Source organism: Mesorhizobium ciceri WSM4083 (assembly GCF_000519305.1).
Taxonomy (GTDB): Bacteria; Pseudomonadota; Alphaproteobacteria; order Rhizobiales; family Rhizobiaceae; genus Mesorhizobium; species Mesorhizobium ciceri_B.
On the sequence record NZ_JAFG01000003.1, the window covers coordinates 267,641 to 293,205 of the forward strand.

27 protein-coding genes are annotated in these 25,565 nt (G+C 63.1%); 12 read left to right on the forward strand and 15 right to left on the reverse strand.

All coding sequences use genetic code 11. The features are described 5' to 3' along the window. Positions 1 to 21 precede the first annotated feature (21 nt). Both metF and MESCI2_RS0101275 read right to left on the reverse strand, forming a co-directional pair. Positions 22 to 939: a methylenetetrahydrofolate reductase [NAD(P)H] gene (gene metF / locus MESCI2_RS0101270; RefSeq protein ID WP_027034961.1), complete on the reverse strand. Its 918-nt coding sequence runs from the start codon at positions 937 to 939 to the stop codon at positions 22 to 24. Continuing rightward, positions 939 to 1,946, reverse strand: coding sequence for an ArsR/SmtB family transcription factor (locus tag MESCI2_RS0101275; RefSeq protein ID WP_027034962.1), 1,008 nt, complete (start codon positions 1,944 to 1,946; stop codon positions 939 to 941). Before MESCI2_RS0101275 ends, metF begins: the two co-directional genes overlap by 1 nt. A 122-nt stretch (positions 1,947 to 2,068) precedes the next feature. On the opposite strand from MESCI2_RS0101275, the gene tsaA reads away from it, so the two are divergent. Together tsaA and MESCI2_RS0101285 are read left to right on the forward strand one after the other, a co-directional pair. Then, the gene (gene tsaA, locus MESCI2_RS0101280) at positions 2,069 to 2,608 is read left to right on the forward strand and encodes a tRNA (N6-threonylcarbamoyladenosine(37)-N6)-methyltransferase TrmO (RefSeq protein WP_027034963.1); all 540 of its coding nucleotides are present in this window, start codon (positions 2,069 to 2,071) and stop codon (positions 2,606 to 2,608) included. Next, positions 2,605 to 2,919 (forward strand): DUF2293 domain-containing protein, encoded by a 315-nt coding sequence (locus MESCI2_RS0101285; protein WP_027034964.1) that lies wholly within the window; start codon positions 2,605 to 2,607, stop codon positions 2,917 to 2,919. The genes tsaA and MESCI2_RS0101285 overlap by 4 nt, the downstream gene beginning before the upstream one ends. A gap of 17 nt (positions 2,920 to 2,936) precedes the next feature. Here MESCI2_RS0101285 and MESCI2_RS01000000134045 read toward each other — a convergent pair whose 3' ends face one another. Next, entirely contained in the window at positions 2,937 to 3,428 is a 492-nt protein-coding gene (locus tag MESCI2_RS01000000134045) for a hypothetical protein (protein WP_245270181.1), read from the reverse strand. 151 nt (positions 3,429 to 3,579) lie between these two features. Here MESCI2_RS01000000134045 and MESCI2_RS0101295 point away from each other — a divergent pair, with 151 nt between their 5' ends. Further along, positions 3,580 to 4,545, forward strand: coding sequence for a D-amino acid aminotransferase (locus MESCI2_RS0101295; RefSeq protein WP_027034965.1), 966 nt, complete (start codon positions 3,580 to 3,582; stop codon positions 4,543 to 4,545). 130 nt (positions 4,546 to 4,675) lie between these two features. Continuing rightward, positions 4,676 to 5,521, forward strand: coding sequence for an SDR family oxidoreductase (locus MESCI2_RS0101300; protein ID WP_027034966.1), 846 nt, complete (start codon positions 4,676 to 4,678; stop codon positions 5,519 to 5,521). Positions 5,522 to 5,577: 56 nt separating this feature from the next. Here the strand turns inward: MESCI2_RS0101300 and MESCI2_RS0101305 are convergent, their stop codons facing one another. Further along, the gene (locus tag MESCI2_RS0101305) at positions 5,578 to 6,195 is read right to left on the reverse strand and encodes an MOSC domain-containing protein (protein ID WP_027034967.1); all 618 of its coding nucleotides are present in this window, start codon (positions 6,193 to 6,195) and stop codon (positions 5,578 to 5,580) included. Between the two features lie 4 nt (positions 6,196 to 6,199). Then, entirely contained in the window at positions 6,200 to 6,838 is a 639-nt protein-coding gene (locus MESCI2_RS0101310; protein ID WP_027034968.1) for a TetR/AcrR family transcriptional regulator, read from the reverse strand. A gap of 125 nt (positions 6,839 to 6,963) precedes the next feature. Here MESCI2_RS0101310 and MESCI2_RS0101315 point away from each other — a divergent pair, with 125 nt between their 5' ends. The 3 genes from MESCI2_RS0101315 (at position 6,964) to MESCI2_RS0101325 (ending at position 8,496) form a co-directional block, all read left to right on the forward strand. Then, on the forward strand, positions 6,964 to 7,386 hold the full coding sequence (locus MESCI2_RS0101315) for a hypothetical protein (protein WP_027034969.1): 423 nt from the start codon (positions 6,964 to 6,966) through the stop codon (positions 7,384 to 7,386). 30 nt (positions 7,387 to 7,416) lie between these two features. Continuing rightward, positions 7,417 to 7,815 carry a VOC family protein gene (locus MESCI2_RS0101320; protein WP_027034970.1) on the forward strand — a complete coding sequence of 133 codons (399 nt, stop codon included), beginning with the start codon at positions 7,417 to 7,419 and terminating at the stop codon, positions 7,813 to 7,815. A 114-nt stretch (positions 7,816 to 7,929) separates the two neighbouring features. Beyond that, positions 7,930 to 8,496, forward strand: coding sequence for a methyltransferase family protein (locus tag MESCI2_RS0101325; protein WP_027034971.1), 567 nt, complete (start codon positions 7,930 to 7,932; stop codon positions 8,494 to 8,496). A gap of 165 nt (positions 8,497 to 8,661) precedes the next feature. On the opposite strand, the gene MESCI2_RS0101330 is transcribed toward MESCI2_RS0101325, so the two are convergent. The 3 genes from MESCI2_RS0101330 to ettA all read right to left on the reverse strand — a co-directional run bounded on the left by MESCI2_RS0101330 (position 8,662) and on the right by ettA (position 12,424). Next, positions 8,662 to 9,783 carry a beta-ketoacyl-ACP synthase III gene (locus tag MESCI2_RS0101330; RefSeq protein WP_027034972.1) on the reverse strand — a complete coding sequence of 374 codons (1,122 nt, stop codon included), beginning with the start codon at positions 9,781 to 9,783 and terminating at the stop codon, positions 8,662 to 8,664. A gap of 177 nt (positions 9,784 to 9,960) precedes the next feature. Beyond that, complete coding sequence (tam, locus tag MESCI2_RS0101335; RefSeq protein ID WP_027034973.1) at positions 9,961 to 10,728, reverse strand: trans-aconitate 2-methyltransferase; 768 nt, start codon at positions 10,726 to 10,728, stop codon at positions 9,961 to 9,963. 46 nt (positions 10,729 to 10,774) lie between these two features. Next, a complete protein-coding gene (gene ettA, locus MESCI2_RS0101340) occupies positions 10,775 to 12,424 on the reverse strand; it encodes an energy-dependent translational throttle protein EttA (RefSeq protein ID WP_027034974.1) in 1,650 nt (549 codons plus the stop codon). Positions 12,425 to 12,698: 274 nt separating this feature from the next. On the opposite strand from ettA, the gene MESCI2_RS0101345 reads away from it, so the two are divergent. Beyond that, complete coding sequence (locus MESCI2_RS0101345; protein WP_032900351.1) at positions 12,699 to 13,985, forward strand: GGDEF domain-containing protein; 1,287 nt, start codon at positions 12,699 to 12,701, stop codon at positions 13,983 to 13,985. 4 nt (positions 13,986 to 13,989) lie between these two features. Here MESCI2_RS0101345 and MESCI2_RS0101350 read toward each other — a convergent pair whose 3' ends face one another. Together MESCI2_RS0101350 and MESCI2_RS0101360 are read right to left on the reverse strand one after the other, a co-directional pair. Further along, positions 13,990 to 14,601, reverse strand: a complete 612-nt coding sequence (locus MESCI2_RS0101350) for a hypothetical protein (RefSeq protein ID WP_050596428.1) — start codon at positions 14,599 to 14,601, stop codon at positions 13,990 to 13,992. A gap of 80 nt (positions 14,602 to 14,681) precedes the next feature. Beyond that, positions 14,682 to 15,689, reverse strand: coding sequence for a ribonuclease T2 family protein (locus MESCI2_RS0101360; protein WP_027034977.1), 1,008 nt, complete (start codon positions 15,687 to 15,689; stop codon positions 14,682 to 14,684). 182 nt (positions 15,690 to 15,871) lie between these two features. Here MESCI2_RS0101360 and MESCI2_RS0101365 point away from each other — a divergent pair, with 182 nt between their 5' ends. The 3 genes from MESCI2_RS0101365 (at position 15,872) to MESCI2_RS0101375 (ending at position 19,725) form a co-directional block, all read left to right on the forward strand. Beyond that, a complete protein-coding gene (locus MESCI2_RS0101365; RefSeq protein WP_027034978.1) occupies positions 15,872 to 16,804 on the forward strand; it encodes an alpha/beta fold hydrolase in 933 nt (310 codons plus the stop codon). A 99-nt stretch (positions 16,805 to 16,903) separates the two neighbouring features. After that, positions 16,904 to 18,079, forward strand: coding sequence for a CaiB/BaiF CoA transferase family protein (locus tag MESCI2_RS0101370; protein WP_027034979.1), 1,176 nt, complete (start codon positions 16,904 to 16,906; stop codon positions 18,077 to 18,079). Further along, entirely contained in the window at positions 18,076 to 19,725 is a 1,650-nt protein-coding gene (locus MESCI2_RS0101375; RefSeq protein ID WP_027034980.1) for a thiamine pyrophosphate-binding protein, read from the forward strand. The genes MESCI2_RS0101370 and MESCI2_RS0101375 overlap by 4 nt, the downstream gene beginning before the upstream one ends. Before the next feature lie 51 nt (positions 19,726 to 19,776). Here MESCI2_RS0101375 and MESCI2_RS0101380 read toward each other — a convergent pair whose 3' ends face one another. Together MESCI2_RS0101380 and MESCI2_RS0101385 are read right to left on the reverse strand one after the other, a co-directional pair. Further along, on the reverse strand, positions 19,777 to 20,220 hold the full coding sequence (locus tag MESCI2_RS0101380; protein ID WP_027034981.1) for a CHRD domain-containing protein: 444 nt from the start codon (positions 20,218 to 20,220) through the stop codon (positions 19,777 to 19,779). 138 nt (positions 20,221 to 20,358) lie between these two features. After that, positions 20,359 to 21,642 (reverse strand): cystathionine gamma-synthase family protein, encoded by a 1,284-nt coding sequence (locus tag MESCI2_RS0101385; protein ID WP_027034982.1) that lies wholly within the window; start codon positions 21,640 to 21,642, stop codon positions 20,359 to 20,361. Between the two features lie 125 nt (positions 21,643 to 21,767). Here MESCI2_RS0101385 and MESCI2_RS0101390 point away from each other — a divergent pair, with 125 nt between their 5' ends. After that, positions 21,768 to 22,226 carry an Lrp/AsnC family transcriptional regulator gene (locus MESCI2_RS0101390; RefSeq protein ID WP_027034983.1) on the forward strand — a complete coding sequence of 153 codons (459 nt, stop codon included), beginning with the start codon at positions 21,768 to 21,770 and terminating at the stop codon, positions 22,224 to 22,226. A 48-nt stretch (positions 22,227 to 22,274) separates the two neighbouring features. Here MESCI2_RS0101390 and MESCI2_RS0101395 read toward each other — a convergent pair whose 3' ends face one another. Genes MESCI2_RS0101395 through MESCI2_RS0101405 form a run of 3 tightly spaced genes read right to left on the reverse strand, consistent with a single transcriptional unit; the run spans position 22,275 to position 25,316 of the window. Continuing rightward, positions 22,275 to 23,246, reverse strand: coding sequence for an ABC transporter substrate-binding protein (locus MESCI2_RS0101395; protein ID WP_013530916.1), 972 nt, complete (start codon positions 23,244 to 23,246; stop codon positions 22,275 to 22,277). Positions 23,247 to 23,286: 40 nt separating this feature from the next. Then, on the reverse strand, positions 23,287 to 24,441 hold the full coding sequence (locus tag MESCI2_RS0101400; RefSeq protein WP_027034984.1) for an ABC transporter permease: 1,155 nt from the start codon (positions 24,439 to 24,441) through the stop codon (positions 23,287 to 23,289). Further along, positions 24,438 to 25,316, reverse strand: a complete 879-nt coding sequence (locus MESCI2_RS0101405; RefSeq protein ID WP_027034985.1) for an ABC transporter permease — start codon at positions 25,314 to 25,316, stop codon at positions 24,438 to 24,440. The genes MESCI2_RS0101400 and MESCI2_RS0101405 overlap by 4 nt, the downstream gene beginning before the upstream one ends. Between the last annotated feature and the right edge of the window lie 249 nt (positions 25,317 to 25,565).

A 25,565-nucleotide genomic window follows, 5' to 3' on the forward strand; every position in this document is an offset into this window, starting at 1 on the left:
CTTTTGTCGTTCAACCCACTCTCATGCCGCGGCTGATCCGGCGGCGGCCGCTTCGTGCGAGCGGATGCCGATCATATGACAGATGGCAAAGACCAGATCGGCGCGGTTCATGGTGTAGAAGTGGAAATCGCCGACACCGCGCTCCACAAGGTCCATGACCTGTTCGGCCGCCACCGCCGACGCCACCAGCGCATGCGTCTGCGGGTCCCGGTCGAGGCCTTCGAAACGCTCCGCCAGCCAGCCGGGCACATGCGCGCCCGCCCTCGCGGAAAAGTTCGCGACCTGCCTGAAACTGTGAACCGGCTGGATACCCGGCACGATCGGGATGTAGATGCCGGCGCGGCGGACGCGTTCGACATAGCGCTCGTAGAGATCGTTGTCGAAGAAGAACTGGGTAATCGCCCGCGTCGCGCCATTGTCGACCTTGCGTTTCAGCATCTCGATGTCGGTGGCGAAATCGGGGCTTTGCGGATGCTTTTCCGGATAAGCCGCAACGGAGATGTCGAAATCCGCGATTGCCTTGAGCCCGGCGACCAGTTCCGCGCCATTCTCGTAGCCACCGGGATGCGGCCGGTAGGCCTCGCCGACGCCGGAAGCCGGATCGCCGCGCAGCGCCACGAACCGGTTGATGCCGATCGATTTGTAATCCTGGATGACCGCGTCGACCTCGTCGCGCGTGGCCCCGACACAGGTCAGATGCGCCGCTGCAGGAATACCGGTTTCCGTCAGGATGCGCTTTACAGTGCGCGCGGTGCGCTCTCGCGTCGAGCCGCCGGCGCCGTAGGTCACCGAGACGAATTTCGGCTTCAGCGGCTCCAGCCTTGTCACCGTCTCCCACAGCCTCGCTTCCATCTCGTCCGTCTTCGGCGGGAAGAATTCGAAGGAAACCCGGACCTTGTCGCCGATGTCGGGGCGGCGGGAAAAGCGGAACTGGTTCATCAGGCGGTTTCCCTTATCTGCCTTGTGTCGTTGGAAGGATCGGCGATCAAGAGGCGCCGGTCGCGGCCAAGCCAGAGTTTGACGGTGAGCCTGGCCTCGTTGCCGCCGCGTGGCTCGAATTCCTGGCTGTCTTCAAGATCGAGGCCGGCTTCCGAAAACCAGTCGGCGATCTGCCGGTCGGAAAAGCCAAGCCGCATATGCGCGTGCTCCTCGCGCAGGAATTCCAGCGCATGCGGCGCGAAATCGACGATGATCAGGCGCCCTGCCGGACGCAAAAGCCGCGCCGCCTCGTGGATGGCGCGGGCGGGATCGTCGAGATAGTGCAGCACCTGATGGATGGTGACGAGATCGAAGGCATCGCGCTCGACCGGCGGCGCGAAGATGTCGCCCTGCCGAACCTGCGCGTTTGAAACGCCGGCCTTGTCGAGATTGGCCCGCGCCACAGTCAGCATCTCGCGCGACATGTCGATGCCGACACCGCGCCGATAGAGCGGCGAGAAGATTTCGAGCAGCCGCCCGGTGCCGGTGCCAAGATCGAGCATCGACTGGAACGGCCGCTTGCCGACCAGTTTCAGCATTGCGGCTTCGACGGCGCGGTCCGGCACATGCAGCGAGCGGATATGGTCCCAGCTTGCCGCATTCACGGAAAAATACGCGACCGCCCGGTCCTGCCGCTTGCGCTTGACCGATGCCAGACGCTCAAGGTCGCGCTCGACCTGCGGATCGGCGCCGCGAATGCCGGAAACCAGCCCCATGACGAAGTCCCGCGCGGAATCCGCATCCGACAGGCGGAAGAAGGCCCACGACCCCTCCTGGTAGCGGCCGATCAGTCCGGCCTCCAGAAGCAGCTTCAGGTGTCGCGAAACGCGCGGCTGCGACTGGCCGAGAATTTCGGTAAGATCGGAAACGGTGAGGTCACCGCGCGACAGAAGTGCCAGTATGCGCAATCGGCTGGATTCGGCCGCCGCCTTTAACGTATCCACCATAGTGTCGAGCGAGACATGCATCAGCGTATTCTCTTTGAAAAGATATAAACATATGTTTATGTCGATTTTCGAGACCTTGCAAGCGCAATGTCGCTTGCGGACAAGAAAATGCCGTTTGTGTGGCGCTTTAAGAGACGTGGACCATGACTGAAACGTGTGAGATGTTCGAGGCGCGCGACGGCGAGCAGAGGCTGGAGAACGATCCGACCTTGATGCCGCCTGATGGCGGGATCGTCTTCATCGGCCGCATTGCCTCGCCATGGACGACGCGCGAAACCTGCCCGAAGAACATGCGCGCAGCGCGCGAGACCGGGCAGAAGGCGGTGCTGACCGTCGACGCAGCTTACCGAAGTGGCCTGCAGGGGCTGGAGCGCGCCAGCCACGTCATCATCCTGTCCTGGCTGCATCATGCGCCGCGGGACCTGATTGTGCAGAAACCGCGCCATGCGGCTGAAGCGAAAGGCGTATTTTCGCTGCGCTCCCCTGCCCGCCCCAACCCCATCGGGCTGCATGTGGCCAGGCTCATCGGGCTTGACCAACACACCGGCCGCATCGACCTCGACGCCATCGATGTGCTCGATGGCACGCCGGTCATCGACATCAAGCCTTATTTCGCCTCGACCGACGCTATTGTTGAGGCGACCATCGAAGGGCGCGACGAGCCCGATCGGATTCGGCGATGACAGCGCCGACCGGCCGCCGCCGCGCCATCGCCAAGGCGCTGACGGCACTTCTGCCGCTGGCGCCCTACGCCGACATTGAGAAGATCCGCAGCGACGCCGGCGCGGTCCACATGAAGACCTTGCCGCCGGGCATCGCCGTATGGCTGGCGACCATTGCCCATATCCGCCACATGCACACCGATTACGAGAAACTGCTGAGCGAGGGCTATGACCGCGACTCGGCACGTTTCTTCGTCATCGAGCAGACCAACATCGTGCTCACCCGCTGGCGCGCAACCCGCCTGCTCGACGCGGATGACGAGGAGGAATGACCACGGCTACTTCCGCTTTAGCACTGCGACCGCATTGTAGGGCTGGCCGTCGGCGTGGCCGACCCAGGTCCAGGACAGATTTCCCTTGTAAAATCTGACGGTGATGTTGCCGCCATCGATGCACTTGTCCTGACCGTAGGTGATGCTCTCGTGGATTGCGCCGAAATGTCGTCCCTGGACATTTGCGATAGGGATCCGCCGCAGCCGAGCGACGGATAGTCGATCGACGCGCTGCCATCGTTGATGGTCATGGCGATCGCCCAGTCGGCGCCGGTATCGCCAGCCGGACTCTGGTGGCCGTTGCCGAGCCAGGTGCCGCTCAGCGACGGCACGTTCACCGCACAAGGCAGGTTCTGGAAGATCGGTGTCAATTCGCTGCCGGTTTTCTCGCAACGATAGGTCTGGCCGCCCTGGCACAATTCCTCGCCTTCGCGCGCGCACTGGGCGCTGGCTTCGCCCGCAGCGGCGAACATCATCATTGCCGCTGTGACGGCCCCAAGCCTGCCCATCTTCCCCTCCCGTTCAGAGCGCGCAATCTAAGGCAATTCCGATCCAATGTATCGGCGAGATCGTCATCGAGGCCGAACCGGCACCGGGCGGGTGGCTCTATGCCTTCTGCCCAGCGCCGCTAGCCTCTCGCCTGCGTGACAGGAGGCCCCGATGAGCCGGACAATGGCAACACAGGACGAGAAGCAACTGCCCGTGGTTGGCGACCGCCATGTCGACCCGCACTCCTATCCCGAGGGGGTCGCTTTCCTCGACGGCCAATACCTGCCGATGTCGCAGGCCAAGATCTCGGTGCTGGACTGGGGTTTTCTGCATTCCGACGCAACCTACGACACCGTGCATGTCTGGAACGGCCGCTTCTTCCGCCTCGATTTGCATCTCGACCGCTTCTTCGACGGGCTGGAAAAGCTGCGCATGACCATCCCCTTCGACCGCGACGGCGTGGCCGAAATCCTGCACAATTGCGTGGCGCTGTCGGGTCATCGCGCCGCCTATGTCGAAATGCTGTGCACGCGCGGCGCCTCGCCGACCTTCAGCCGCGACCCGCGCCAGGCGGTCAACCGCTTCATGGCGTTCGCCGTGCCGTTCGGCTCGGTCGCCAATGCCGAGCAATTGCAGCGCGGCCTGCGGGTCGCCATCAGCGACAAGGTGCGCATTCCGCCGGCCTCGATCGACCCGGCGATCAAGAACTACCACTGGCTCGATCTGGTGCGCGGTCTCTACGACGCCTATGACCGCGGCGCCGAGACCGCGCTCATTCTCGACTTCAACGGCAATGTCGCCGAAGGCCCGGGCTTCAACGTCTTCTGCGTCAGGGATGGCAAACTGTCGACGCCTTCCATCGGTGTGCTGCCCGGCATCACCCGCCGCACTGTCTTTGACCTGTGCGCAGAAGAAGGTCTTGCCGCCACCGCGACCGATGTCAGCGTCACCGCATTGCGCGAGGCCGACGAGGTGTTCATCACCTCGACGGCGGGCGGCATCATGCCGGTGACGGAGATCGACGGCGCGGCGATCGCCAACGGCAAGGTCGGACCGATCACCAGCCGGCTGATGGCGCGCTACTGGCAAAAGCATGATGACCCGGCCTGGTCGTCTCAGGTGAATTATCCCCGATAATTCAGGCGTCTTTTTCAAAAGATTCCCGTCACCTCTGGAAAATCAGAGGATGGACCGTATATGCCTGAAAGCGGAGAAGCCTCCGCTTTCACTAGAAAATCACGCCCGCAGGGGCAAGGACTCCAAGATCATGACATCAAAGGTTTGGTTCATCACCGGATCGTCGAAGGGCTTTGGCCGCGTCTGGGCCGAGGCCGCACTCGCACGCGGCGACAGCGTCGCGGCGACCGCCCGCGATGCCGGCACGCTCGCCGATCTCGTCGAGAAATACGGCGACAGGATTGCCGCGATAAAGCTCGACGTCACCGACAAGAAAGCCGTCGATGCCGCTGTCGCCGAGGCGCACAAGCGTTTTGGCCGACTCGACGTCGTCATCAACAATGCCGGCTACGGCCATTTCGGCGCCATCGAGGAGGTCAGCGAACAAGAAGCTCGCGACCAGATCGAAACCAATGTCTTCGGCGCGCTGTGGGTCACTCAGGCCGCACTGCCGATCATGCGGGCGCAGCGTTCCGGCCACATCATCCAGATTTCGTCGATCGGCGGCGTCAATGCCTTTGCCTCGCTCGGCCTCTACCACGCCTCGAAATGGGCGCTGGAGGCCTTCAGCCAGTCGCTGAGCATCGAGGTCGCGGAATTCGGCATCCATGTGACGCTGGTCGAACCGGGTGGCTTCTCCACCGACTGGGCCGGCCCGTCGGCCAAGATCTCTCAGCCGATCGAGGCCTATGCGCCCGCCCGTGCGAAGATGGCAGAGCGCCGCGCCAATTCCGTTGCCGGCGATCCAGAGGCCACCGGTCCGGCGATGCTGGCCATTGTCGATGCGGCCGAGCCACCGCTCAGGGTGTTCTTCGGCGACGGCGGCCTGCCGATGATACGCCAGGAATACGCCAACCGACTCGCCACATGGGACAAGTGGGACCACGTTTCCGTTATGGCGCAAGGCGCCAAGAAGAACCGCAAAGCTAACGCCTAGTGAGCTTGGCTACGCCGCCACGGCGGCTTAGCCCCTGCCCTCTGGTTGCCGCACAGCTATGCCGAATAGATCCACTGCTCCGGCACGCGCACCGAGATTTCTTCGCCGTCCCTGACCGTTCCCGGCTTCTCGACCCAGGCGACGACGCCGCGCAGCCGCTTCGCCGCTTTTGGGAACAACAGCGCGCCGGCTTCGACGTCGGCCATTCCAGCGTTTTCGGCGATCGACCGGCCGGCGATGCGGCAAGGTCCGTTCTGTGCGTCGACCTTGATGGTGACGCCGCCCTTGAAGAACAGCAGCGTGCCGGCCGGCAGCATGGAGAGGTTCGGCACCCCTTCGATCACAAGATTGGCGCCGATCCACTCCGGCCTGATCTCGGCCAGGCCCATGCGTTGGGCAACAACCGCCAGTTCGTCCGCTGCCACTATGGACAATTGCCGTTCGTTGCGCATTTCGGTGCCGCGCGGATACCAGGGCTCGCGCCCGCCCGAGCGGCGTGTCTGTCCGGCATGAAAATCGCCTGCTATGCCATCGAAATCCAGCAGCAATTCGTCCACCGGGCGCGTCTGAAAATGATCCGCCGGCGCCACGTAAAGCGCTGCCGCCTTGGCGGCAAGCTTTCGCGCGGGGATGATTTCAACCGGCTTTTCAGCCTCGGGGAAGAGGTCAAGCATAGCGTCATTCCTTGGATGCCGCTTGGTTTTGCCCTTCGGCAGGCAAGGCCGCAAGAGTCGTTTGGGCCAAAACGCGCAACTCTTCGACCGAAGCACCGTCCCGCGCCTGGATCGACATGCCGTTCATGACGCCAGCAAGGTATTTAGCGAAGCCGTCGACCGAGAGGTCCGCCGGCAGGTCGCCCACCACCCTGCCCCTGGCCAACCGGTCTGCGATCGCCGCTTCACTCGCCTTGCGATAGGTTCTGAGTTCATCGGCAATGGCTTGCGCCTGTGGCGAGGCTGCCAGCGCGCCGCTGACGAACAGACAGCCGCCAGGCTTGCCGGGTCGGGAATATGCTTCCGCCGCACCGAGCAGCAATCGCCGGATCGCCTCCCGCGTCGAAACCGGTGCGCTCAGCGCTTCCAGCGCAAAGCCAATCTCGGTCTCGTGGTAGCGCTTCAGCGCCTTGCGGAACAAAGTCTCCTTGTCGGTGAAGGCGTTGTAGATCTGCGGCGGCGTCAGCCCCATCGCCTCGCGCAGCATGGCCAGCGACGTCGCCTCATAACCATGCTCCCAGAACAGATGCATCGCCGCATCCAGCGCCCGGTCGGGGTCGAAAGCGCGCGGCCGGCCGCCGCGAGGCTTTTCCAAATTATCCATAGCGATCGATACGAAACCTATTGACTCACCTTCTCTATGTAGCGTAACAATTGATACGAAACATGGCAAGCCGGAAGATATGTCCGGCGGAAAGCCCATGGAGAACCAGCAAGATGGAGAGCCAAATGCCAATTACAGTGACAGCACCGGAAGGCGTACTGACCCCGACGGGTGAGCGCGAGATCCTGCCGCGTCTCAGCGCCGCCCTCATAGAAGCCTCCGGCGCCACCGGCAATTCGTTCTTCACCGCAATCGTCGGCGGCACGGTCCACATCTTGCCGCCTCACCACGTCTATGCGGGCGGCGCCAATCGGCCTGTCGTCATGGTGGAATTGAAATTGCCCAACATCGGACTTGGCTCGGTCGAAGCCCGCAAGACCTTCATCACCGCAGCCGCAGGGATTGTTGCAGAACTCTGCGTGCCGGGGCACCGGCCTGAGAACACCTGGATCAACATCGTCAACACGCCCGACGGTGGCTGGGGCATCGGTGACAGGCAATATTCAGGCGAAGCGCTCATCGCCGCCGCGACCGCCGCCGCGCACTGACTTGGCCGCTCAATGACAGGAAGCGAACCGATGCGGCTCTCCCCTTCGCTGTTCTTCACCACCAATTGCGAGCCCGCACTGGCCTTCTACGAACAGTGCGGCCTTGGCCGGGCAACGATCCTGCTGCGCTGGGGCGACAATGACATGCCGGTGCGGACCGAAGCCATGCGCGGAAAGATCCTGCATGCGCGGTTCGAAGGCTCCGGCGTGCTGTTTCATGCCTCCGACAATGACGATGCGGAGCCGATGAAAGGCTCCGCCATGATGCTGGAGTTCGACGACCTGGCCGCCATGCGGGAGCTTTTCGGCAAGATGAGTTCAGGCGGCCGCATCACCGTACCCCTGGCGCGGCAGGTTTGGGGAACCAGCTTCGGCATGCTCGTCGACGCCTTCGGCGTGCAGTGGATGTTCAGCTGTTCCAGGGAATAGGCCCGCGGATCACGATCTTCTTACCAGGAATGGAGCCCGTCCGGCGTCGCGCCGCATTGCCGCCGCGCTGTGCCGGTTTCATGGTGATATCAGGACAGCTTGCGGAGGCTGATCATGCGACCTGTGACGGCAATCACGTTGCTTTGGTTGATCTGGGCAGGAAGCTGGGCGGTCGCCGCTTTGTGGTCCGACCCTGCCCAGAAGCGCGCCGGATTGAAGGCGGAGGCCCGCTATCGGGGTCTCTGGCTGGCCGGGGCGGTGCTGCTGTTCATTCCGGCGCACGGCTATGAAGGCCGGCTCAGGCTGTGGATGCCTGATCTCCCCGAAGCCTGGATCTGTGTCGCCCTGATCGCCATCGGCATCGCCTTTGCCTGGTGGGCGCGCCTGCATCTCGGCAGGCTGTGGTCGGGCACCATCACCGCCAAGGCCGGGCACCGTGTCGTCAACACCGGCCCGTATGGCCTTGTCCGGCATCCGATCTACACTGGATTGCTGCTGGCGATCCTCGCCACCATGGCGGCCAAGGGCACCGTCTGGGGCATAGCCGGAACCGCCCTGCTCATCATCGGCATCGTGACCAAGGCAAGACTGGAAGAAAGCTTCCTGCGCGGCGAACTGGGCAGCGCCTATGACGACTATGCCAGGCGCGTGCCGATGCTGGTGCCGTTCGCACCAGCCTGACGCAACAAGATGTGTTGAGCGCCAAGGTGTGTTGAGATTCAGGTCAGGCCGAGTCGAGAGTGGTGGATTCCGAGAACCGGAACGGAGCGTACTTTTGGGTACGTGAGTACCGGAAGCGCAGGAAGCTGCCATTCGCAGGCCGGCCTCACCTGAATATCGACATACCTAGAGCATCCGCAATAGCGCGCCGCCTATCGAATACCCCGCGCCAAAGGCGCAGATCAGGCCGAAATCGCCGGGTTTCATGTCGGCATGGTTTTCCGACAGCGCGACGATGGCGCCGGCGCCCGCCGTGTTGCCAAGCCGCTCCAGCACCATCGGCGCGCGATCGTGGTCGACCTCGTGGCCGAACGACAGCTTCAGGATCATCGCATTCATGCGCGCATTGGCCTGATGCAGCCAGAAGCGCCTGATCGCCTGCGGCGTCAACCCGTGCTCGGCCAGGAATTCGACGATGAATTTCTGTCCGGCGACGGTGACTTCCTTGAACACCTTGTTACCGACCTGCTTGATCAGATTGCCTTCCAGATTGATCATGTAAGGATCATCCTGGGCGGTGCGGGTGTGGTAGCCCAGATTGGTGCGGATGTTGTTCGACATCTGCGTCCAGACGCGCGTGTCGAGCACCTCGAAGCGCCCCGGCCGCTTGTCGCCCTTGGCCAGGCCTTCGACCACCATCGACACCGAAGCGTCGCCGAAGATGAAATGCGTCTGCCGGTCGCGGAAATTGAGATGGCCGGTGATGATCTCCGGCGTCGTCACCAGAATTCGTTTGTGCGCGCCCGACCGCACCAGGTTGACGGCGATGTGCAAGGCTGCCGCCGCCGAAGAGCAGCCAAGCCCCATGTCGAAGCCGGCACCCTTGGTGCCCAGCGCCTCCTGCATTTCGATGGCGATCGCCGGATAGGGCCGCTGGTGATGCGAGGCCGAACAGATCACCAAATCGATATCGGACGGTTTCAGCCCGGCATGGTCGAGAGCCTTTTTGGCCGAGGCGATGCCGAACTCGGCCTGCAGCGACAGCGCATCGTCGGGCCGTGCCGGAATGCGCGGTGCCATGCGGGTCGGGTCGAGAATGCCTTCGCGCTCGATGACATGACGGGTGCGCACGCCCGAGGCGTGGACGATGAAGTCGCTGTCCGATTTCGGCAGCGGCGGCTCGTCGGTGGCCAGGCGACGCGCATTCTCCATGTCGACCCAGGCATTGAAGCTGGCGACCAGTTCTTCATTGGTGATTGTGGCTTCAGGGATTTCAACGCCGATACCGCTGATGATGACGCGATGCATATATCCAGTCCGTCCCATCCGCAGGCGTTGCGGGCTTCATGTGGGCGCCGGAACGCTCCGGCGCAACAGTTTTCTCACTGCGGCGGTTTACGCCGGCTTAAACCGAAGGTTTAGCCACCTTGAACCAGATTTCACCAGGCGCACGGCTTGCTGCTGGTCCACGGGTTGCGTGGACAATCAGGCCCGTTTGGCGACGATGAAGATGCGCGGAAAGCGCAAAAGCACCTTGCCGCTTGTCGTCTTCGGATAGGCCTTGGCGATCCTGGCCGTGTAGCTGTCGAGGAACATCGTCCGCTCGTCGGCGCCCAGCGGATCGAGGAACGGTTTCAGGCCCGTCGATTTCACCCACTCGACGATCGCCTGCGCGTCGGCAAGCGGATGGTTGTAGATTGTGTGCCAGATATCAAGCCGGTCGCTGAGCGGCGACAGCAGGTCATAATAGAACGACACCGGCGGCAACGGCCCGCGTGCCACGCCCTTCAGCTTTTCGGCAAACGGCATTTCGGCGGCGGTTTCACGCATCAGGCGGTGCGAATCCTCGCCCATATTGTCGGGCATCTGGACGGCCAGAGCGCCGCCTGGCGCGAGAAAACCCATCAGCCGCTGGAACACAGCGGGATGCTCGGGCAGCCACTGGAACACCGCATTGGCGAAGATCACGTCGACCGGCTCCGCCGGCTGCCATTTGGAGGCATCGGCGAGATCAAAGGTGACCTCGGGCAAACGTGCCCTCGCCTTCTCGATCATGTCGGGAGAGGTGTCGAAGCCGCTCACTTGCGCATCCGGCCAGCGCTCGACGAGCAGCGCGGTCGAATTGCCCGGCCCGCAGCCGATGTCGACGACCCGGCGCGGGAAGTCGACGGGGACCTGCGCCACCAGATCCCGCGCGGGCCGCGTGCGCTCATCCTCGAATTTCAGATATTGGGCGGCGGACCAATCAGCCATGTGAACTCCTCATGCCTTCTTGAGAATTCGCCGCCCGGAAAACCCCTTACCGCGTCAGCCTCTTGTAGGTCATGCGGTGCGGGTTGACGGCATCAGGTCCGAGGCGGCGGATCTTGTCCTGCTCATAGTCCTCGAAATTGCCCTCGAACCATTCGACATGGCTGTCGCCCTCGAAGGCGAGGATGTGCGTCGCCAGGCGGTCGAGGAACATGCGATCGTGCGAGATGATGACGGCGCAGCCGCCGAAGTTTTCCAGCGCGTCTTCGAGTGCGGCCAGCGTTTCCGTATCGAGATCGTTGGTCGGTTCGTCGAGCAGCAGCACATTGCCGCCGGTCTTCAGCATCTTTGCCAGATGCACGCGGTTGCGCTGGCCGCCGGAGAGGTTGCCGACCTTCTGCTGCTGGTCGCCGCCACGGAAGTTGAACGACGCGCAATAGGCGCGCGTATTGGCTTCGAACTTGCCGAGCTTGACCACTTCGGCGCCGCCGGAAATCTCTTCCCACACCGTCTTTGACGGATCGAGCGCATCGCGGCTCTGGTCGACATAGCCGAGTTTCACTGTTTCGCCGACGCGGACAGAACCCGCATCCGGCTTTTCCTGGCCGGTGATCATGCGAAACAGCGTCGTCTTGCCGGCGCCGTTCGGACCGATGACGCCGACGATGCCGCCGGGCGGCAGCTTGAATTCCAGGCCGTCGATGAGCAGCGTGTCGCCAAAGCCCTTCGACAGGCCTTCCGCCTCGATCACCACATTGCCGAGCCGCTCGCCATGCGGGATGACGATCTGCGTATCGCTCGGACGCCGCTTGTCGGCTGCATCCAAAAGATCCTGGAACGCCTGGATACGCGCCTTGGACTTGGTCTGGCGAGCCTTCGGGCTCGACTGGATCCATTCGCGCTCGCGGCCAATGGCGCGCTGGCGGGCATCGTCCTCGCGGCCTTCCTGTTTGAGCCGCTTGGCCTTGGCTTCGAGGTATTTGGTGTAGTTGCCCTCATAGGGAATGCCGCGGCCGCGATCGAGTTCGAGGATCCAGCCGGTGACATTGTCGAGGAAGTAGCGATCGTGGGTGATGATCATCACGGCGCCCGGATAGGCACGCAGATGCTTTTCCAGCCACGCCGTGGTTTCGGCGTCGAGATGGTTGGTCGGTTCGTCGAGCAGCAGAAGGTCGGGCTGGCGCAGCAGGAGCTGGCAAAGCGCGACGCGGCGGCGCTCGCCGCCTGAAAGCTTGGTGACTTCCGAATCCTTGGGCGGGCAGCCCAGCGCTTCCATCGCCATCTCGACCTGCTGTTCGAGATCCCAGAGGTTGAGCCGGTCCATTTCGTCCTGGAGCTTGGCCGACTCATCGGCCGTCTCGTCGGAGTAGTTCATCATCAATTCGTTGTAGCGTTCGATGACGGCGGTCTTGGCGGCGACGCCTTCCATGATGTTTTCGAACACGGTCTTGTCCGGATCGAGCGCCGGCTCCTGCGCCAGGTAGCCGACTGTGGCGCCTTCGGCCAGCCACGCCTCGCCGTTCCACTCCTTGTCGAGCCCGGCCATGATCTTGAGGATCGTCGACTTGCCCGAGCCATTGGGGCCGAGGATGCCGATCTTGGCGTCGGGATAGAAGGAGAGATGGACATTCTCGAGCACCTTCTTGGTGCCATAGGCCTTGTTGAGGCCGGCCATGTGATAGATGAACTGGCGTGCCACGCGCGCTTTCCCTGAAAAAACTGACTGGCCCAGTAAACTGACTGGATCTGTCGAATTGAGTGGAGGTTGGCCGCTATGTAGGCGATGCGGCGGCGAACGGCAATCGCTTTTGCCATATCTGCCCGGTCACACGCGGAAGTGTCCGCCAATCGCCGAAGTTTTCCACCAGCACGAAGCGTGCTGAAATCTCCGGTTAACTCTTCGGCGTCAAAACAGGATCGGAGTGGAATCGCTCGCTATCCGCGATTTCGAGAAAGAGATCGGGTCGACGGCATTGCTGAACAGTTTCCTGCTCCTTGCCGAAGCGGTCGTCTACTTCAGCGTCATGGTGACGCTTTTCCGCTTCAGACGGCGTATCGGCCTTGGCGTCTTCGTCTGCGCGCTCGGCGTCATGCACTTCCTCGAGACCTATCTCGCCAGCGTTTTTTACGTCGCTCTGCCGTTCGGCATGGTCTCTCCGGGCTCGGCGGTGCTGTTTTCCGGCAAGCTGGTCATGCTTTTGCTGCTCTACATGAAGGAGGACGCCGCCACCGTGCGTCAGCCGATCTACGGCCTGCTGCTCGGCAATGCGCTGATGATCGGGCTGGTGCTGCTGCTGCGCCTGCACGTCATCGCGGCACTTCCCGACGGCAGGCTTCCAGACATCGGCTTCATCGACCAGATGGGCTGGCTGATGGTGTGGGGCACGACGCTGCTGTTCGTCGATGCCATCCTGATCATCCTGCTCTACGAAAAGCTTGGTCGGTATCTGCGCAAGGCGCCGTTCGCGCGCATCCTGATTTCGGTCGCCTGCGTGCTGACCTTCGACCAGGCCGGTTTTTTCACCGCCCTGCATTTCGTTGCCGGCGCGCCGATAGCCGTCTTTTTCGGCGGCTGGTTCGCCAAGATGGCGGCGGCGCTGACTTTCAGCACCATGCTTGTTGCCTATCTCAAATGGTTCGAGGAGCGCCAGGTCACGGCACCGCGCGGACTGACTGATATCTTCGATACGCTGACCTATCGCGAACGCTACGAAGCGCTGGTCGAACATGTCGGCCGCGACGGGCTGACCGGCCTGCTGCACCGCGGGCGCTTCGACGCCGACGGTGAAGCCGCCGTCCAGACCAGCCTGCGTACCGCCAGGCCGCTCAGCCTGCTGATCATCGATGTCGACCATTTCAAGTCGATCAACGACCGTTTCGGCCATGCCGAAGGCGACAAGGTGCTGAAGGCGGTCGCTGCCCTGCTTGGCGAGGCGGCAAGCGCTGAGGACCAGGTGTTCCGCATCGGCGGCGAGGAATTCGCCATCCTCAGTTCTCGTCCGCACCCGGTCGCCAGGCTGTTCGGCGAAAGCATTCGCCATGCGATCAAGGCTTCAGCCGCCACCAGCCGCTTCGAGCTCACCGTCAGCGCCGGCGTTTCCAGCGTCGGCGAAACCACGCGCTGCCTTGCCGACCTGTTCGCGCTTGCCGACCAGCGTCTCTACAAGGCGAAGTCGACCGGCCGCGATCGCGTCGTCGGCGAGCCAGGCGACCACGAAGCCGACACGGCCGCTGCGTGGACCAAATCCGCACAGATTTAGGTCGTTACGACTTCCTCTGCCGTCGAAAGCCCGTCACGGTCGAAACCGCCATCAGCGCGATCGCCAGCCATTTCAGCGCCGTGAGGATCGGCCCGGCCTCGATATCGTAGGCAATGAACACCAGGATGCCCGGCACCAGCAGGCCGCATAGGATCAGCATGATGCGGTTGATCTGCCAGGACACCTTTGACGCCAACGCCTCGTCGCCGAGTGCTGGAACCAGCGCCGCACGCATCGTCTTGCCGCCCACCAGCATGGCCGAAAGGCGCATCGAGATCGGCAGGCCGAGCCCGATGATCAGGAAAGCGCAAGCGGCCAGCAGCGAGGAGAATTTCAACGCGCTGGTCTCCGCCGGCACGGGAAACAGCAACGTCGCCAGCGGCAGGAAGACACCGAAAATGCCGATCGCCGCGATGATGATGAAGATCGCCGCATTGACGATGGTGAACAGCTGGTACGTGCCGACGCCGATCGGTTCGGAGAGCGTTCGCATGCGTGCCCACTCGGCGTCGGTATACGAAAAGCCCGGCCATTCCATGCGGGCATCGTTTATCGAGACCATGCCCCTGGCCCAGAAAGCCAGCCGTGCCAGCGCGCTGCTCGTCATGCCATTCATTGCCGCCCCCGCTAGAATGATGCACTCGCAGCATAGCACCAGGGCACGGCAGGGCGACAGTCCGGTACCTCTGTTGAGAGTTACTGGAACCCGATCGCGTCGACATTGCCTGTCGGGCAACCGGCCTTGTTGGTCGGCACCGAAGCCAGCAGCAGGTCCTTGAGCGAGCTGTTCGGGCCGATCGGGCCGGCAAGGCCGAGCGTCAGTTCGCCGATCAGCCGCCTGCCGCTCGACGGATCGATAACGCAAGACACGCGCACCCGGTCGCCTGCCCCCGCCCCGAAGGCAGTGTCGAAGGCGCCGCGGATCTGGTCGGCCGTCAGCTTGCCGCCGATATTCTTGGCGAAGAGATCGCGCACCGGCGAGCTGTTCACCGCGCGCATCAAATTGAGCGCGTCGGAGAAATAGTCCTGCTGGCTCTTGCCGTAGCAGGTGCCGTGCTTGATCCATTCATGCCGCTCGAGGTGGGAGGCCGTTCCAGGCATCACCTGATCGAGCTCCGTGCGGGTGTTGGCGTCAAGATTGACCGGCGGCAGGTCTTTCCAGTGGGCCGGATTGTCATTGGCCTTGTCGCTAGCCGTCGCCTGGCAATAGAAATTGCCGTTCGGCTGCGGCCACAGCCCGTGCAAGGTGAAATGCGTGGCGTCGAAATCACCGGCACTTTGCGCCCTGCATTCGGTCTTGTTCGACTTTGTCTCGCAAAACGCCGGCTGCCAGCTCAGCGCGAAGACATATTCGGGTTTTCCCGACGTCGCCGGCTTGCCTTGCCCGTCAGGCGCGGCCGGCACGGTCGCCGCGCTGCTGCCGGAAACGTGGCCGCAGCTGACCTTCACCCAACGGCGCTCCGGATCGGCGCCCGGCACCAGGATGAGATAATGCGTCGGCGTGTCCTTGTTGCCGGCAAGCAGCTGATAGCTCTGCCCGGCATCGGTCGAGACATTGCCGGGGTTCTTGCCGTTCTTGATGGCTTGCGTTGCCGGACAGGCAGCGTCGGCGACGAAGCTGCCGCTCAGCTTGACGTCGGCACGCGCGGCGCCGGCCAGCGACGCGGCCAGCATGGCCAATCCGAAAACGACAGCAATACGCATGGAAAATCCCCGGCTGGACAAGTGGGCGACAGACTGAAGCTGTCTCCATGTCAGAATTGCGATATTTTGCTGACCGAACGCAAGAAACATCGTCGCGAAAAGCGGGGTTGCCGGATTGACGCATAATGTGGGCCGGCGCAAACAAAGCCAACGACGATAATGCAAGGGCGGGACCAGGCGGCATGTCATTCAGCCAGCAGCGCGTGGTTCGCTCCCCAACCGGTGCCGAGCTCAATCTTTTCGTCAGGCAGGCCGATGGCCGGGCACGCGCCGTCGTCCAGATCAATCATGGACTGGCCGAGCACGCAGCGCGCTATGCCCGCTTTGCCGATTTTCTTGGCTCCCGCGGCTTCCATGTCTATGTCCACGATCATCGCGGCCATGGCGCGACCAAGGCCCCCGACGCGCCGCTGGGCAGGTTCGCCGACAAGGACGGCTCGGCCAAGGTGATCGCCGACGTCGGCGCCATCCATGAACTTATCGCCAGCGAACAGCCAAACAGACCGGTCATCCTGTTTGGTCATTCGATGGGCGCATCCGTGGCGTTGAATTTCCTTTTAAGTCATTCGCCACGCGTCCATGCCGCCGCTATCTGGAACGGCAATTTCTCCCAAGGCCTGCTCGGACAGCTGGCGCTCGGTATCCTTGCCTGGGAGCGGTTCCGGCTCGGCTCGGACGTGCCGTCGCGCCTGCTGCCAAAGCTCACCTTCCAGGCCTGGGGCAAGGCGGTGCCCAATCACCGCACATTGTTCGACTGGCTGTCGCGCGACGAAGCGGAAGTGGCGAAATACATTGCCGATCCCTTGTGCGGCTGGGACGCTTCGGTGTCGATGTGGCGAGACGTCGTCGGCACGGCGCTGAACGGCGGCAAGGATGCCGGCTTTGCCAACATCCGGCGCGACCTGCCCATCAGCATCGTCGGCGGCGAAAGGGATCCGGCTTCCGACTATGGCAAAGGGATCACGCATCTTGCCAGCCGCATGCGCGCGATGGGCTTTTCGAATCTGGTTTCAAAGGTTTACGCCGACACCCGCCATGAAAGCCTGAACGAGGTGAATCGCGACATCATCATGGATGATTTCGCCATTTGGGCCGACGAAGTCCTCAAAGCGTGACGGATTGGCCCATTGCAAGAGCCGTGACAGCCGTTGCAGGGCTTGATAGAGGCTCTGCTTTCGCAGCAATCACGGTGATTGCGGCAACCACGGTGATCCATGGCTGAGCCCCCGCTGAAAGGCGTCCGCGTCGTCGAACTCGCCCGCATCCTTGCCGGGCCATGGGCCGGGCAGTTGCTTGCCGATCTCGGCGCCGATGTCATCAAGGTCGAAAGCCCCGATGGCGGCGACGACACCCGCAAATGGGGCCCGCCCTTCGTCATGGGCAAGGACGGCGAGAACCTGTCGGCCGCCTATTATCATTCCTGCAATCGCGGCAAGCGCTCCATCGCCATCGATTTCTCGACGCCGGAAGGCGCGGAGACCGTGCGCCGGCTGGTCGCCACCTCGGACGTGCTGATCGAGAACTTCAAGCTCGGCGGCCTGAAGAAATACGGCCTCGACTATGACAGCCTGCGCAAGATCAATCCGCGCCTCGTCTATTGCTCGATCACCGGCTTCGGCCAGGACGGCCCGTATGCACCACGCGCCGGTTACGACTTCATCATCCAGGCCATGGCCGGCATGATGTCGATCACCGGCGAGGTCGGCCGCGAGCCGCAAAAGGCGGGCGTCGCCATCTCCGACATCTTCACCGGCCTCTATTCGGTCATCGCCATCCAGGCGGCACTGCGCCACGCCGAACAGACCGGCGAAGGCCAGCACGTCGACATGGCGCTCTTCGACACCCAGATCTCGGCGCTCGGCAACCAGAATTTGAACTATCTCGTCTCCGGCAAGTCGCCGGTGCAGATGGGCAATGCGCATATGAACATCGCCCCGTATGAGGTGGTGCCGGTCCGGGATGGGCATATCATCCTGGCGGTCGGCAATGACGGCCAGTTCGCCAAATTCTGCGCCGCTGTCGGACTGGACGACCTGCCTGCCAATCCCGACTTTGCCACCAACCCCGCCCGGGTCGCCAACCGGGTCAGGCTGCGTGAGCGCATGATCGAGGCGCTGAAGGTTTTTGACCGCGATCCGCTGCTGGCCAAGCTGGAAGCGGCCAGCGTGCCGGCGAGCCCGATCAACACGATCGGCCAGATGTTTGCCGACCCGCAGACCATCGCGCGCGGCATGCGGCTCGACCTCGACGACGGCCATGGCAATCTTCTTCCTTCGGTGCGTGCGCCGATGGTGATGTCGGGCACGCCGCTGGTCTATGAGCGCCCCTCGCCACGCCTGGGCGAGCACACGCAAGAAATCCTTGCCGAACTGGAGAAGTCTGGACAATGAAGACCGGCGGACAACTTATCGTCGACGCGCTCGAAGCCAATGGCACCGACCGCATCTATTGCGTGCCGGGTGAATCCTATCTGGCGGTGCTGGACGCGCTGCACGATTCAGCGATCCGCACCATCGTCTGCCGCCAGGAAGGCGGTGCCGCCATGATGGCCGATTGCCACGGCCGCCTGACCGGCAAGCCTGGCATCTGCTTCGTCACCCGCGGCCCCGGCGCCACCAACGCCTCGGCCGGCATCCACATCGCCATGCAGGATTCGATACCCGTCATCCTGTTCATCGGCCAGGTCGCCAGCCACGCCAAGGAGCGCGAGGCTTTTCAGGAAGTGGACTACAAGAGGTTCTTCGGCGATATCGCCAAATGGGTGGTCGAGATCGCCGACGCCTCGCGCATCCCCGAATTCGTCACCCGCGCCTTCGCGGTGGCGACATCGGGCCGTCCCGGCCCGGTGGTGATCTCGCTGCCCGAAGACATGCTCACCAGCATCGTCGAAGCACCTATCGCCTTGCCGCACACGCCGGTTGAGACACGGCCGGGCGAAGCGGAGCTCCATGCGCTGGAAAAGCTGCTGGCTAAGGCCAAGCGGCCGTTCGTCATCCTCGGCGGCACGCGCTGGGACGCCGATGCCGTGGCACAGATGCGCACGATCGCCGAGGCCTGGTCACTGCCGGTCGGCTGCTCCTTCCGCCGCCAGATGCTGTTCGATCATCTGCATCCGAACTATGCCGGCGATGTCGGCATCGGCATCAACCCGAAGCTGGCGACAGCGATCAAGCAGGCCGATCTCGTGCTGCTGATCGGCGGCCGCATGGGCGAAATGCCCTCTTCGGACTACACGCTGCTGAAAAGCCCCTACCCCGACCAGACGCTGGTGCATATCCATGCCGATGCCGGCGAACTCGGCCGCGTCTACCGGCCGACACTGGCGATCAACGCCTCGCCGTCCGCCTTCATCGACGCTTTCGCCAGGCGCAAGCCGGCCTCCGCACCCGTCTGGGCAGCCGAAACGCCAAAGCTGCATGCCGCCTATCTCGACTGGTCGACGCCACCGGAAGGCGGCCCCGGCTCGGTCCAGATGGGGCCGATCATGAACTACCTCGAAAAGATGCTGCCCGACGATGCCATCCTGACCAACGGCGCCGGCAATTACGCCACCTGGGTGCATCGCTTCCACCGCTTCCGCCGCTTCGCCACTCAAGGTGCGCCGACATCGGGCTCGATGGGCTATGGCACGCCTGCGGCCGTCGCCGCCAAGGAGCTGTTTCCGGAGCGCACTGTGGTCGCTTTTGCCGGCGACGGCTGCTTCCTGATGAACGGGCAGGAATTCGCCACCGCCGTGCAGTATGACCTGCCGATCGTCGTCGTCGTCGTCAACAACGGCATCTACGGCACCATCCGCATGCATCAGGAGCGCGAATATCCCGGCCGCGTCGTCGCCACCGATCTCAAGAACCCCGACTTCGCGGCCTTGGCCCGTGCTTATGGCGGCCATGGCGAGACGGTCGAGAAGACCGCCGATTTCGCTCCCGCCTTCGAACGTGCCCGCGCCAGCGGCAAGCCGGCGATCGTGGAAATCCGCCTCGACCCCGAAGCGATCACGCCGACCAAGACGATGACGCAGATACGCGACAAGGCGTAGTCCAAACAAAAAAGAGGCGGTCGCCCGCCCCTTTTTGTCATGCGGCTTGCGCTATTTCGCGGCCTCGACCTGGCCACGGATTTCGCCGTCCTTGTTGGCCGCAGTGTGCACGTTGACATAGTCCTTGCCGGCCATCAGGTCGGCGGCCTGCGCGTCGGTCAGCACAGCCGATCCCTTGATCGGGCTCTTGAGCTTGCCCTTGAACGGGATCGCCACCCCGGCGTTTTCACCCATCGCGGCTGGGCCGTGAATATGCCCGGCGGTCGCCGGCCCGCTGAGGCCGGAATATTTGACGTTCCAGCTGAGTTTCTTCGTGGCCGTGTCGAAGGTAAGAGCTGCGGTGCCCTTGCCTTTCGTGGTCACCGGCGGGTTCTGCTGGGCGCCGTCGAGCGTCGCTTTCAGCTTCACCGTCTCGGCCAGGGCCGGCGCTGCCGTAAGGAAGGACGCCGAGATGGCCAGTGCCGAAAGCATCGGCGCCAAGGATTGGATACGCATGAGAATCTCCGTTTGCTGATCACATCCAGCCACGGCTCCCCGGCGCGCGAATGCATCGGCACAAGGCTTATAAGAGCGAATGGCTGCGCGCGAGTAACACTTACGTGCAACCTAATGGACCGCGCGATACCGGCGGCGTCAGACGGCTGCCAGCGCCTGGGTCAGGTCGGCGATGAGATCATCCGGGTGCTCGACGCCGATGGACAGCCTGACCGTGGTCTCCAGCACGCCGATGCGCTGGCGCACCTCGAAGGGTATGCCCGAATGCGTCATGGCCGCCGGGTGGCTGGCCAAGGATTCCGTTCCGCCCAGGCTCACCGCCAGCTTGAAGATCTGCAGGTTGTTGAGAAAGGCGAAAGCCGCCTTCTCCCCGCCCTTGATATCGAAGGAGAAGGTCGAGCCGGCACCAGTGCATTGCGCTCTGTAGGTGCGGCCCGCCGGCGTGTCCTCGCCCAGGAACGGCAGGTAATGCACCTTCTCGACCTTGGCATGGTCGCGCAGGAATTCGGCGACCAGCCGCGCATTGTCGTTGGCCCGTTCCATGCGGATCGACAGCGTCTCCAGCGAGCGGCCAAGCATCCAGCAGGAATGCGGGTCGAGTTGCGTGCCGATCGCGCCGCGCAGCGCCTTGATCGGCTTGGTGACCCCCTTGCTGCCCATGGCGGCGCCCGCGATCAGGTCGGAATGGCCGCCGACATATTTGGTCAGCGAATAAACGGAGACATCGGCGCCATGTTCGATCGGCCGCTGGAACACCGGGCCGAGCAATGTGTTGTCGCAGACAACGATCGGTGTCGACCCTTGGCTCGCACCGATCTCGTCAGCGATCGTCCGCATCAGCGCGATATCGACCAGGCTGTTGGTCGGATTTGACGGCGTCTCGATCAGGATGACCGACACGCGGCCCTTGCGCGTTGCCGCGTCGGCGGCTGCGCGCACCGCCGTCTCGTCGACGCCGTCCGCGAAGCCGACGGCGCCGATGCCGAAACCGGAAAGCGTGCGCGTCAAAAGCGTCTCCGTGCCGCCGTAAAGCGGCTGCGAATGCAGGATCACGTCGCCCGGCCTGATATAGGCGAGCAGTGTCGTGGCGATCGCCGACATGCCTGATGAAAACAGGATGCAGGCATCCGTCCCTTCGTAGATTGCCAGACGGTCCTCGACGATCTCGCTGTTGGGATGGTTGAAGCGCGAATAGACCAGGCCGGACGCCGTGCCGCTCGGCGGCTCCTTACGGCCGGAGGTGTAATCGAAGAAGTCGCGTCCCTCCTCCGCCGACTTGAACACGAAGGTCGAGGTCAGGAACACCGGTGGCTTGACCGCGCCCTCCGACAGCTGCGGATCGAAGCCATAGCTCAGCATCAGCGTCTCCGGGTGGAGCTTGTGGTTGCCAATATGGGTTTTCGACGGGCGTGGCGCGGTCATGGCTTTTCCTGCCTGTTCGAGTGAAATAGTGAACGGCAATTTATGCGATCCCGTTCCACCAGTCCTTGCTATTTTTGGCCTCGCATGGCTGCATTCCCGCAACTAATTGCCTGGAGAGACCGAAAGTGCAGCAGAAGATAGCCGACGATTTCGACCTGAAAATCCTGCGTGAGCTGCAGGCCGACGCCCGCATCACCAACAACGAGCTTGCCGAGCGCATCGGCCTGTCGCCGTCGCCCTGCCTGCGGCGGGTGCGGCGGCTGGAGGAGACCGGCGTCATTAGAGGCTACACCACGCTGGTTGATCCCTCAGCCTTCGGCTGGAGCATGGTCGCCATCGCCACCATCCGGCTCAGCCGCCAGAACGAAGACGAGATCGTCATGTTCGAGGACGCGATACGCGGCTGGGAAGAGGTGCTGGAATGCCACCTCGTCACCGGCTCGCGCGACTATGTGCTGAAGGTGGTGACGGGAAGCCTCGAACAATACGAGCGCTTCATCAAGGAAAAGATCGCGCGGCTGAAATGCGTCGCCTCGATCGAAACCAGCTTCGTTATGAACACCATAAAGGAACGGCGCCTCTAGCATTTCTGCCGGAGGCGCCGTTTCGAGATCGATTGTTACCGGCTAGGCTTACTTGACCGCCTTGTCGGTGATGGCGGTGGTGTAGGCGCCGGTCGGCTCCTTGGTGATGATCTTCTGGTCGAGCAGCGCCTTGGCGGTGCGCTCGTAGGTCGCCGGATCGAGCTTGCCGTCGGCATTGTCGATCAGCTTGGCGACTTCGCTCATCATGCGCTTCTGGTGGTTCTCGTCCTGGCCGCCGCCGTCCATGACGATGCCTGCGGCTTCGTCATTGTTGTCGATTGCGTATTTCCAGCCCTTCATCGAGGCACGCACGAAACGCACCATCTTGTCTTCGAAGGCCGGATCCTTGAGCTTGTCTTCCGACGCATAGAGCCCGTCCTCGAGCAGGTCGTTGCCCATCGCCGAGTAGTTGAACACGGTCAGCTGTTCCGGCTTGTAGCCGGCGTCGATCAGCTGCCAGTACTCGTTGTAGGTCATGACCGAGATGCAGTCCGCCTGCTTCTGGATCAGCGGCTGCACGTCGAAGCTCTGCTTCAACACGGTGACGCCGTCCGGGCCGCCTTCGGTCTTCAGGCCGAGCTTGTTCATCCAGGCATAGAACGGGTACTCGTTGCCGAAGAACCAGACGCCCAGCGTGTGACCCTTGAAGTCGGCTTCGGTCTTGATCGGGCCGTCCTTCGGGCAGACCAGCTCCATGCCGGCCTTCTTGAACGGCTGGGCGATGTTGACCAGCGGCACGCCCTTTTCGCGGGCAGCCAGCGCACCGCCCATCCAGTCGACGATGACGTCGGCGCCGCCACCCGCGATCACCTGCTCGGGCGCGATATCGGGACCGCCCGGCTTGATGTCGACGTCGAGACCCTCGGCCTCATAGAAACCCTTGGCCTTGGCGACATAGTAGCCGGCAAACTGGGCCTGCGTGACCCATTTCAGCTGCAACGTCACCTTGTCGGCGGCCATTGCCTGGAAAGCGGCCAACGACATCGCGCCGGCCAGAACGGGAATAATCAGTCTTTTCATTTTATTACCCTCTGAAGTTAGTGCCCTAAACCCACCGCCCCTATCCACCACGGACAGAGGGATGCCAAAACGTGACGGCTCTTTCGACAAGAGCGACCACGCCATAAAAGACCGAACCCGCAAGTGCTGCAACTGCGATTTCGGCCCAGACCATGTCGATGTTCATCCGCCCGACCTCGGTCGAGATGCGGAAACCCATGCCGACGACGGGCGTGCCGAAGAACTCGGCAACGATGGCGCCGATCAGCGCCAGCGTCGAGTTGATCTTCAGCGCGTTGAAGATGAAGGGAGCGGCGGCCGGCAGCCTAAGCTTCAGCAGCGTCGGCCAGTAGCCCGACGCATAGGTGCGCATCAGGTCGCGCTCCATATGGCCGGAGGCGGCAAGGCCGGCCACCGTGTTCACCAGCATCGGGAAGAAGGTCATGATGATGACAACAGCCGCCTTGGACTGCCAGTCGAAGCCGAACCACATCACCATGATCGGGGCGACGCCGATGATCGGCAGCGCCGAGACCATGTTGCCGATCGGCAGCAGCCCGCGCCGCAGGAACGGCACACGGTCGGCGAGGATCGCGGTGATGAAGCCGGCGCCGCTGCCCACGACATACCCAAAGATCACCGCCTTGAAGATGGTCTGCCGGACATCGGCGCCGAGCACCGGCAGCGAACCGGCGATGCGTGCGCCGATCGCGCTTGGCGGCGGCAACAGGATGAAGGGAATGCCGGCGCCCCGTGTCACGGCTTCCCAGATGATCAGTATCCAGGCGCCGAAGATGGCCGGGATGATCAGGCGAAGCGCGGTGCGAGCCCATTTGGCGAAGGGACGCAACGATGACAGCACCGCCACGCAACGCCAGCCGAGCAGCCAGGCGGCGGTGAGCAGCAGGAAAAACGGCGCCCGCGCCAGACCTTCGAAACCGGCGATGCCTCCAATCAGCAGCCAGGCGACCAGATGCGCGCCGATGAAAAGCACAACAGCTTCGACGATGGACGGTATTCTGGCCATCGAGATCAAGGCAACAAGAAGCAGCACGCCGAAGATCAGCCAGGTCGTCGCCACATAGGGGTATATCAACGTCCCTGCAGGCTGCGCCAGTGCATCGACTTTCGGCGCGGCGATCGGGCCGAGCGCCACTGCGATCAGGCACAGCACGATCGCCAGCACCGCTTGCCAGGAGGGTTTCAGCCAGTTCATGCCGGCCTCCCGCCCATGGCGCGGTCGACGAGGCGCCCGGCAATGCCGACAACCATGACCAGAAGTGCGGCCACCACCGACCCGGCGACCAGCGCCGACCAGATGTCGATGGACTGGCTGTAATAGGCGCCGGCGAGCAGCTTGGCGCCGATGCCGGCGACCGCACCGGTCGGCAGTTCGCCGACGATGGCGCCGACCAGGCTTGCCGCCACCGCCACCTTCATCGAGGTGAACAGGAACGGCACCGAGGCCGGCACGCGCAATCTCCAGAAGGTTTGCGCACGACTGGCATTGTAGGTGTGCATCAGGTCGAGATGCATGATCTCGGGCGAGCGCAGCCCCTTCACCATGCCGACAGTCACCGGGAAGAACGACAGATAGGTCGAGATCATCGCCTTCGGGATCAGGCCGCTGATGCCGATCGCCCCAAGCACAACGATGATCATCGGCGCCACCGCCAGGATGGGAATGGTCTGCGAGGCGATGATCCACGGCATCAGGCTGCGGTCGAGCGTTGCCACATGGACAATACCGACCGCGATGATGATGCCGAGCGCGGTGCCGAAAGCGAAGCCGAGCAGCGTCGACGACAGCGTCACCCAGGCATTGTAGACGAGGCTGCGGTTCGAGGTGATGGGCCGCAGGAAGGTGTTCTCGAAGAAATTCACCGCCACCTGGTGCGGCGCCGGCAATGTCGGCTTCGGCTGCGACAGCGTCTTGCCGATGAGTTCGCTGAACGTGGAGGTTTCACCGGCACGGCGGTCGAGATCGCGCTGGAACGGCGCGTTGAGGACGACGGCGAAGACATACCAGAGCACGACCACGCCGGCGAGGATCGAGGTCACGGGAACGAGCTTGTCGCGGAAGGTGTCCATCTAGCGGCCCTCGCAGGACAGGCGCCCTCCTCTCCCCAACGGGGAGAGGGTGGCCGGAGCGAAGCGGAGGTCCTTTCTCTTCGTCATCCTAGGGCGAAGCAAGGAGCGAAGCGACGCGGCGCAGACCCTAGGATCCATGCCGTTCCCTCTGTGGTTCGCAACGTTGCGGAACACGGCTCCCTTCGCCTCGCTGTGTTGGGTGCGTATTCTCAACCGCTTGCGCCCTTCGACTGATGTCACGGCATGGAT

Coding starts and splice junctions, on each gene's coding strand:
- metF (WP_027034961.1), bottom strand. CDS start 939: ATGAACCAGTTCCGCTTTTCCCGCCGCCCCGACATCGGCGACAAGGTC.
- MESCI2_RS0101275 (WP_027034962.1), bottom strand. CDS start 1,946: ATGCATGTCTCGCTCGACACTATGGTGGATACGTTAAAGGCGGCGGCC.
- tsaA (WP_027034963.1), top strand. CDS start 2,069: ATGACTGAAACGTGTGAGATGTTCGAGGCGCGCGACGGCGAGCAGAGG.
- MESCI2_RS0101285 (WP_027034964.1), top strand. CDS start 2,605: ATGACAGCGCCGACCGGCCGCCGCCGCGCCATCGCCAAGGCGCTGACG.
- MESCI2_RS01000000134045 (WP_245270181.1), bottom strand. CDS start 3,428: ATGGGCAGGCTTGGGGCCGTCACAGCGGCAATGATGATGTTCGCCGCT.
- MESCI2_RS0101295 (WP_027034965.1), top strand. CDS start 3,580: ATGAGCCGGACAATGGCAACACAGGACGAGAAGCAACTGCCCGTGGTT.
- MESCI2_RS0101300 (WP_027034966.1), top strand. CDS start 4,676: ATGACATCAAAGGTTTGGTTCATCACCGGATCGTCGAAGGGCTTTGGC.
- MESCI2_RS0101305 (WP_027034967.1), bottom strand. CDS start 6,195: ATGCTTGACCTCTTCCCCGAGGCTGAAAAGCCGGTTGAAATCATCCCC.
- MESCI2_RS0101310 (WP_027034968.1), bottom strand. CDS start 6,838: ATGGATAATTTGGAAAAGCCTCGCGGCGGCCGGCCGCGCGCTTTCGAC.
- MESCI2_RS0101315 (WP_027034969.1), top strand. CDS start 6,964: ATGCCAATTACAGTGACAGCACCGGAAGGCGTACTGACCCCGACGGGT.
- MESCI2_RS0101320 (WP_027034970.1), top strand. CDS start 7,417: ATGCGGCTCTCCCCTTCGCTGTTCTTCACCACCAATTGCGAGCCCGCA.
- MESCI2_RS0101325 (WP_027034971.1), top strand. CDS start 7,930: ATGCGACCTGTGACGGCAATCACGTTGCTTTGGTTGATCTGGGCAGGA.
- MESCI2_RS0101330 (WP_027034972.1), bottom strand. CDS start 9,783: ATGCATCGCGTCATCATCAGCGGTATCGGCGTTGAAATCCCTGAAGCC.
- tam (WP_027034973.1), bottom strand. CDS start 10,728: ATGGCTGATTGGTCCGCCGCCCAATATCTGAAATTCGAGGATGAGCGC.
- MESCI2_RS0101350 (WP_050596428.1), bottom strand. CDS start 14,601: ATGAATGGCATGACGAGCAGCGCGCTGGCACGGCTGGCTTTCTGGGCC.
- MESCI2_RS0101360 (WP_027034977.1), bottom strand. CDS start 15,689: ATGCGTATTGCTGTCGTTTTCGGATTGGCCATGCTGGCCGCGTCGCTG.
- MESCI2_RS0101365 (WP_027034978.1), top strand. CDS start 15,872: ATGTCATTCAGCCAGCAGCGCGTGGTTCGCTCCCCAACCGGTGCCGAG.
- MESCI2_RS0101370 (WP_027034979.1), top strand. CDS start 16,904: ATGGCTGAGCCCCCGCTGAAAGGCGTCCGCGTCGTCGAACTCGCCCGC.
- MESCI2_RS0101375 (WP_027034980.1), top strand. CDS start 18,076: ATGAAGACCGGCGGACAACTTATCGTCGACGCGCTCGAAGCCAATGGC.
- MESCI2_RS0101380 (WP_027034981.1), bottom strand. CDS start 20,220: ATGCGTATCCAATCCTTGGCGCCGATGCTTTCGGCACTGGCCATCTCG.
- MESCI2_RS0101385 (WP_027034982.1), bottom strand. CDS start 21,642: ATGACCGCGCCACGCCCGTCGAAAACCCATATTGGCAACCACAAGCTC.
- MESCI2_RS0101395 (WP_013530916.1), bottom strand. CDS start 23,246: ATGAAAAGACTGATTATTCCCGTTCTGGCCGGCGCGATGTCGTTGGCC.
- MESCI2_RS0101400 (WP_027034984.1), bottom strand. CDS start 24,441: ATGAACTGGCTGAAACCCTCCTGGCAAGCGGTGCTGGCGATCGTGCTG.
- MESCI2_RS0101405 (WP_027034985.1), bottom strand. CDS start 25,316: ATGGACACCTTCCGCGACAAGCTCGTTCCCGTGACCTCGATCCTCGCC.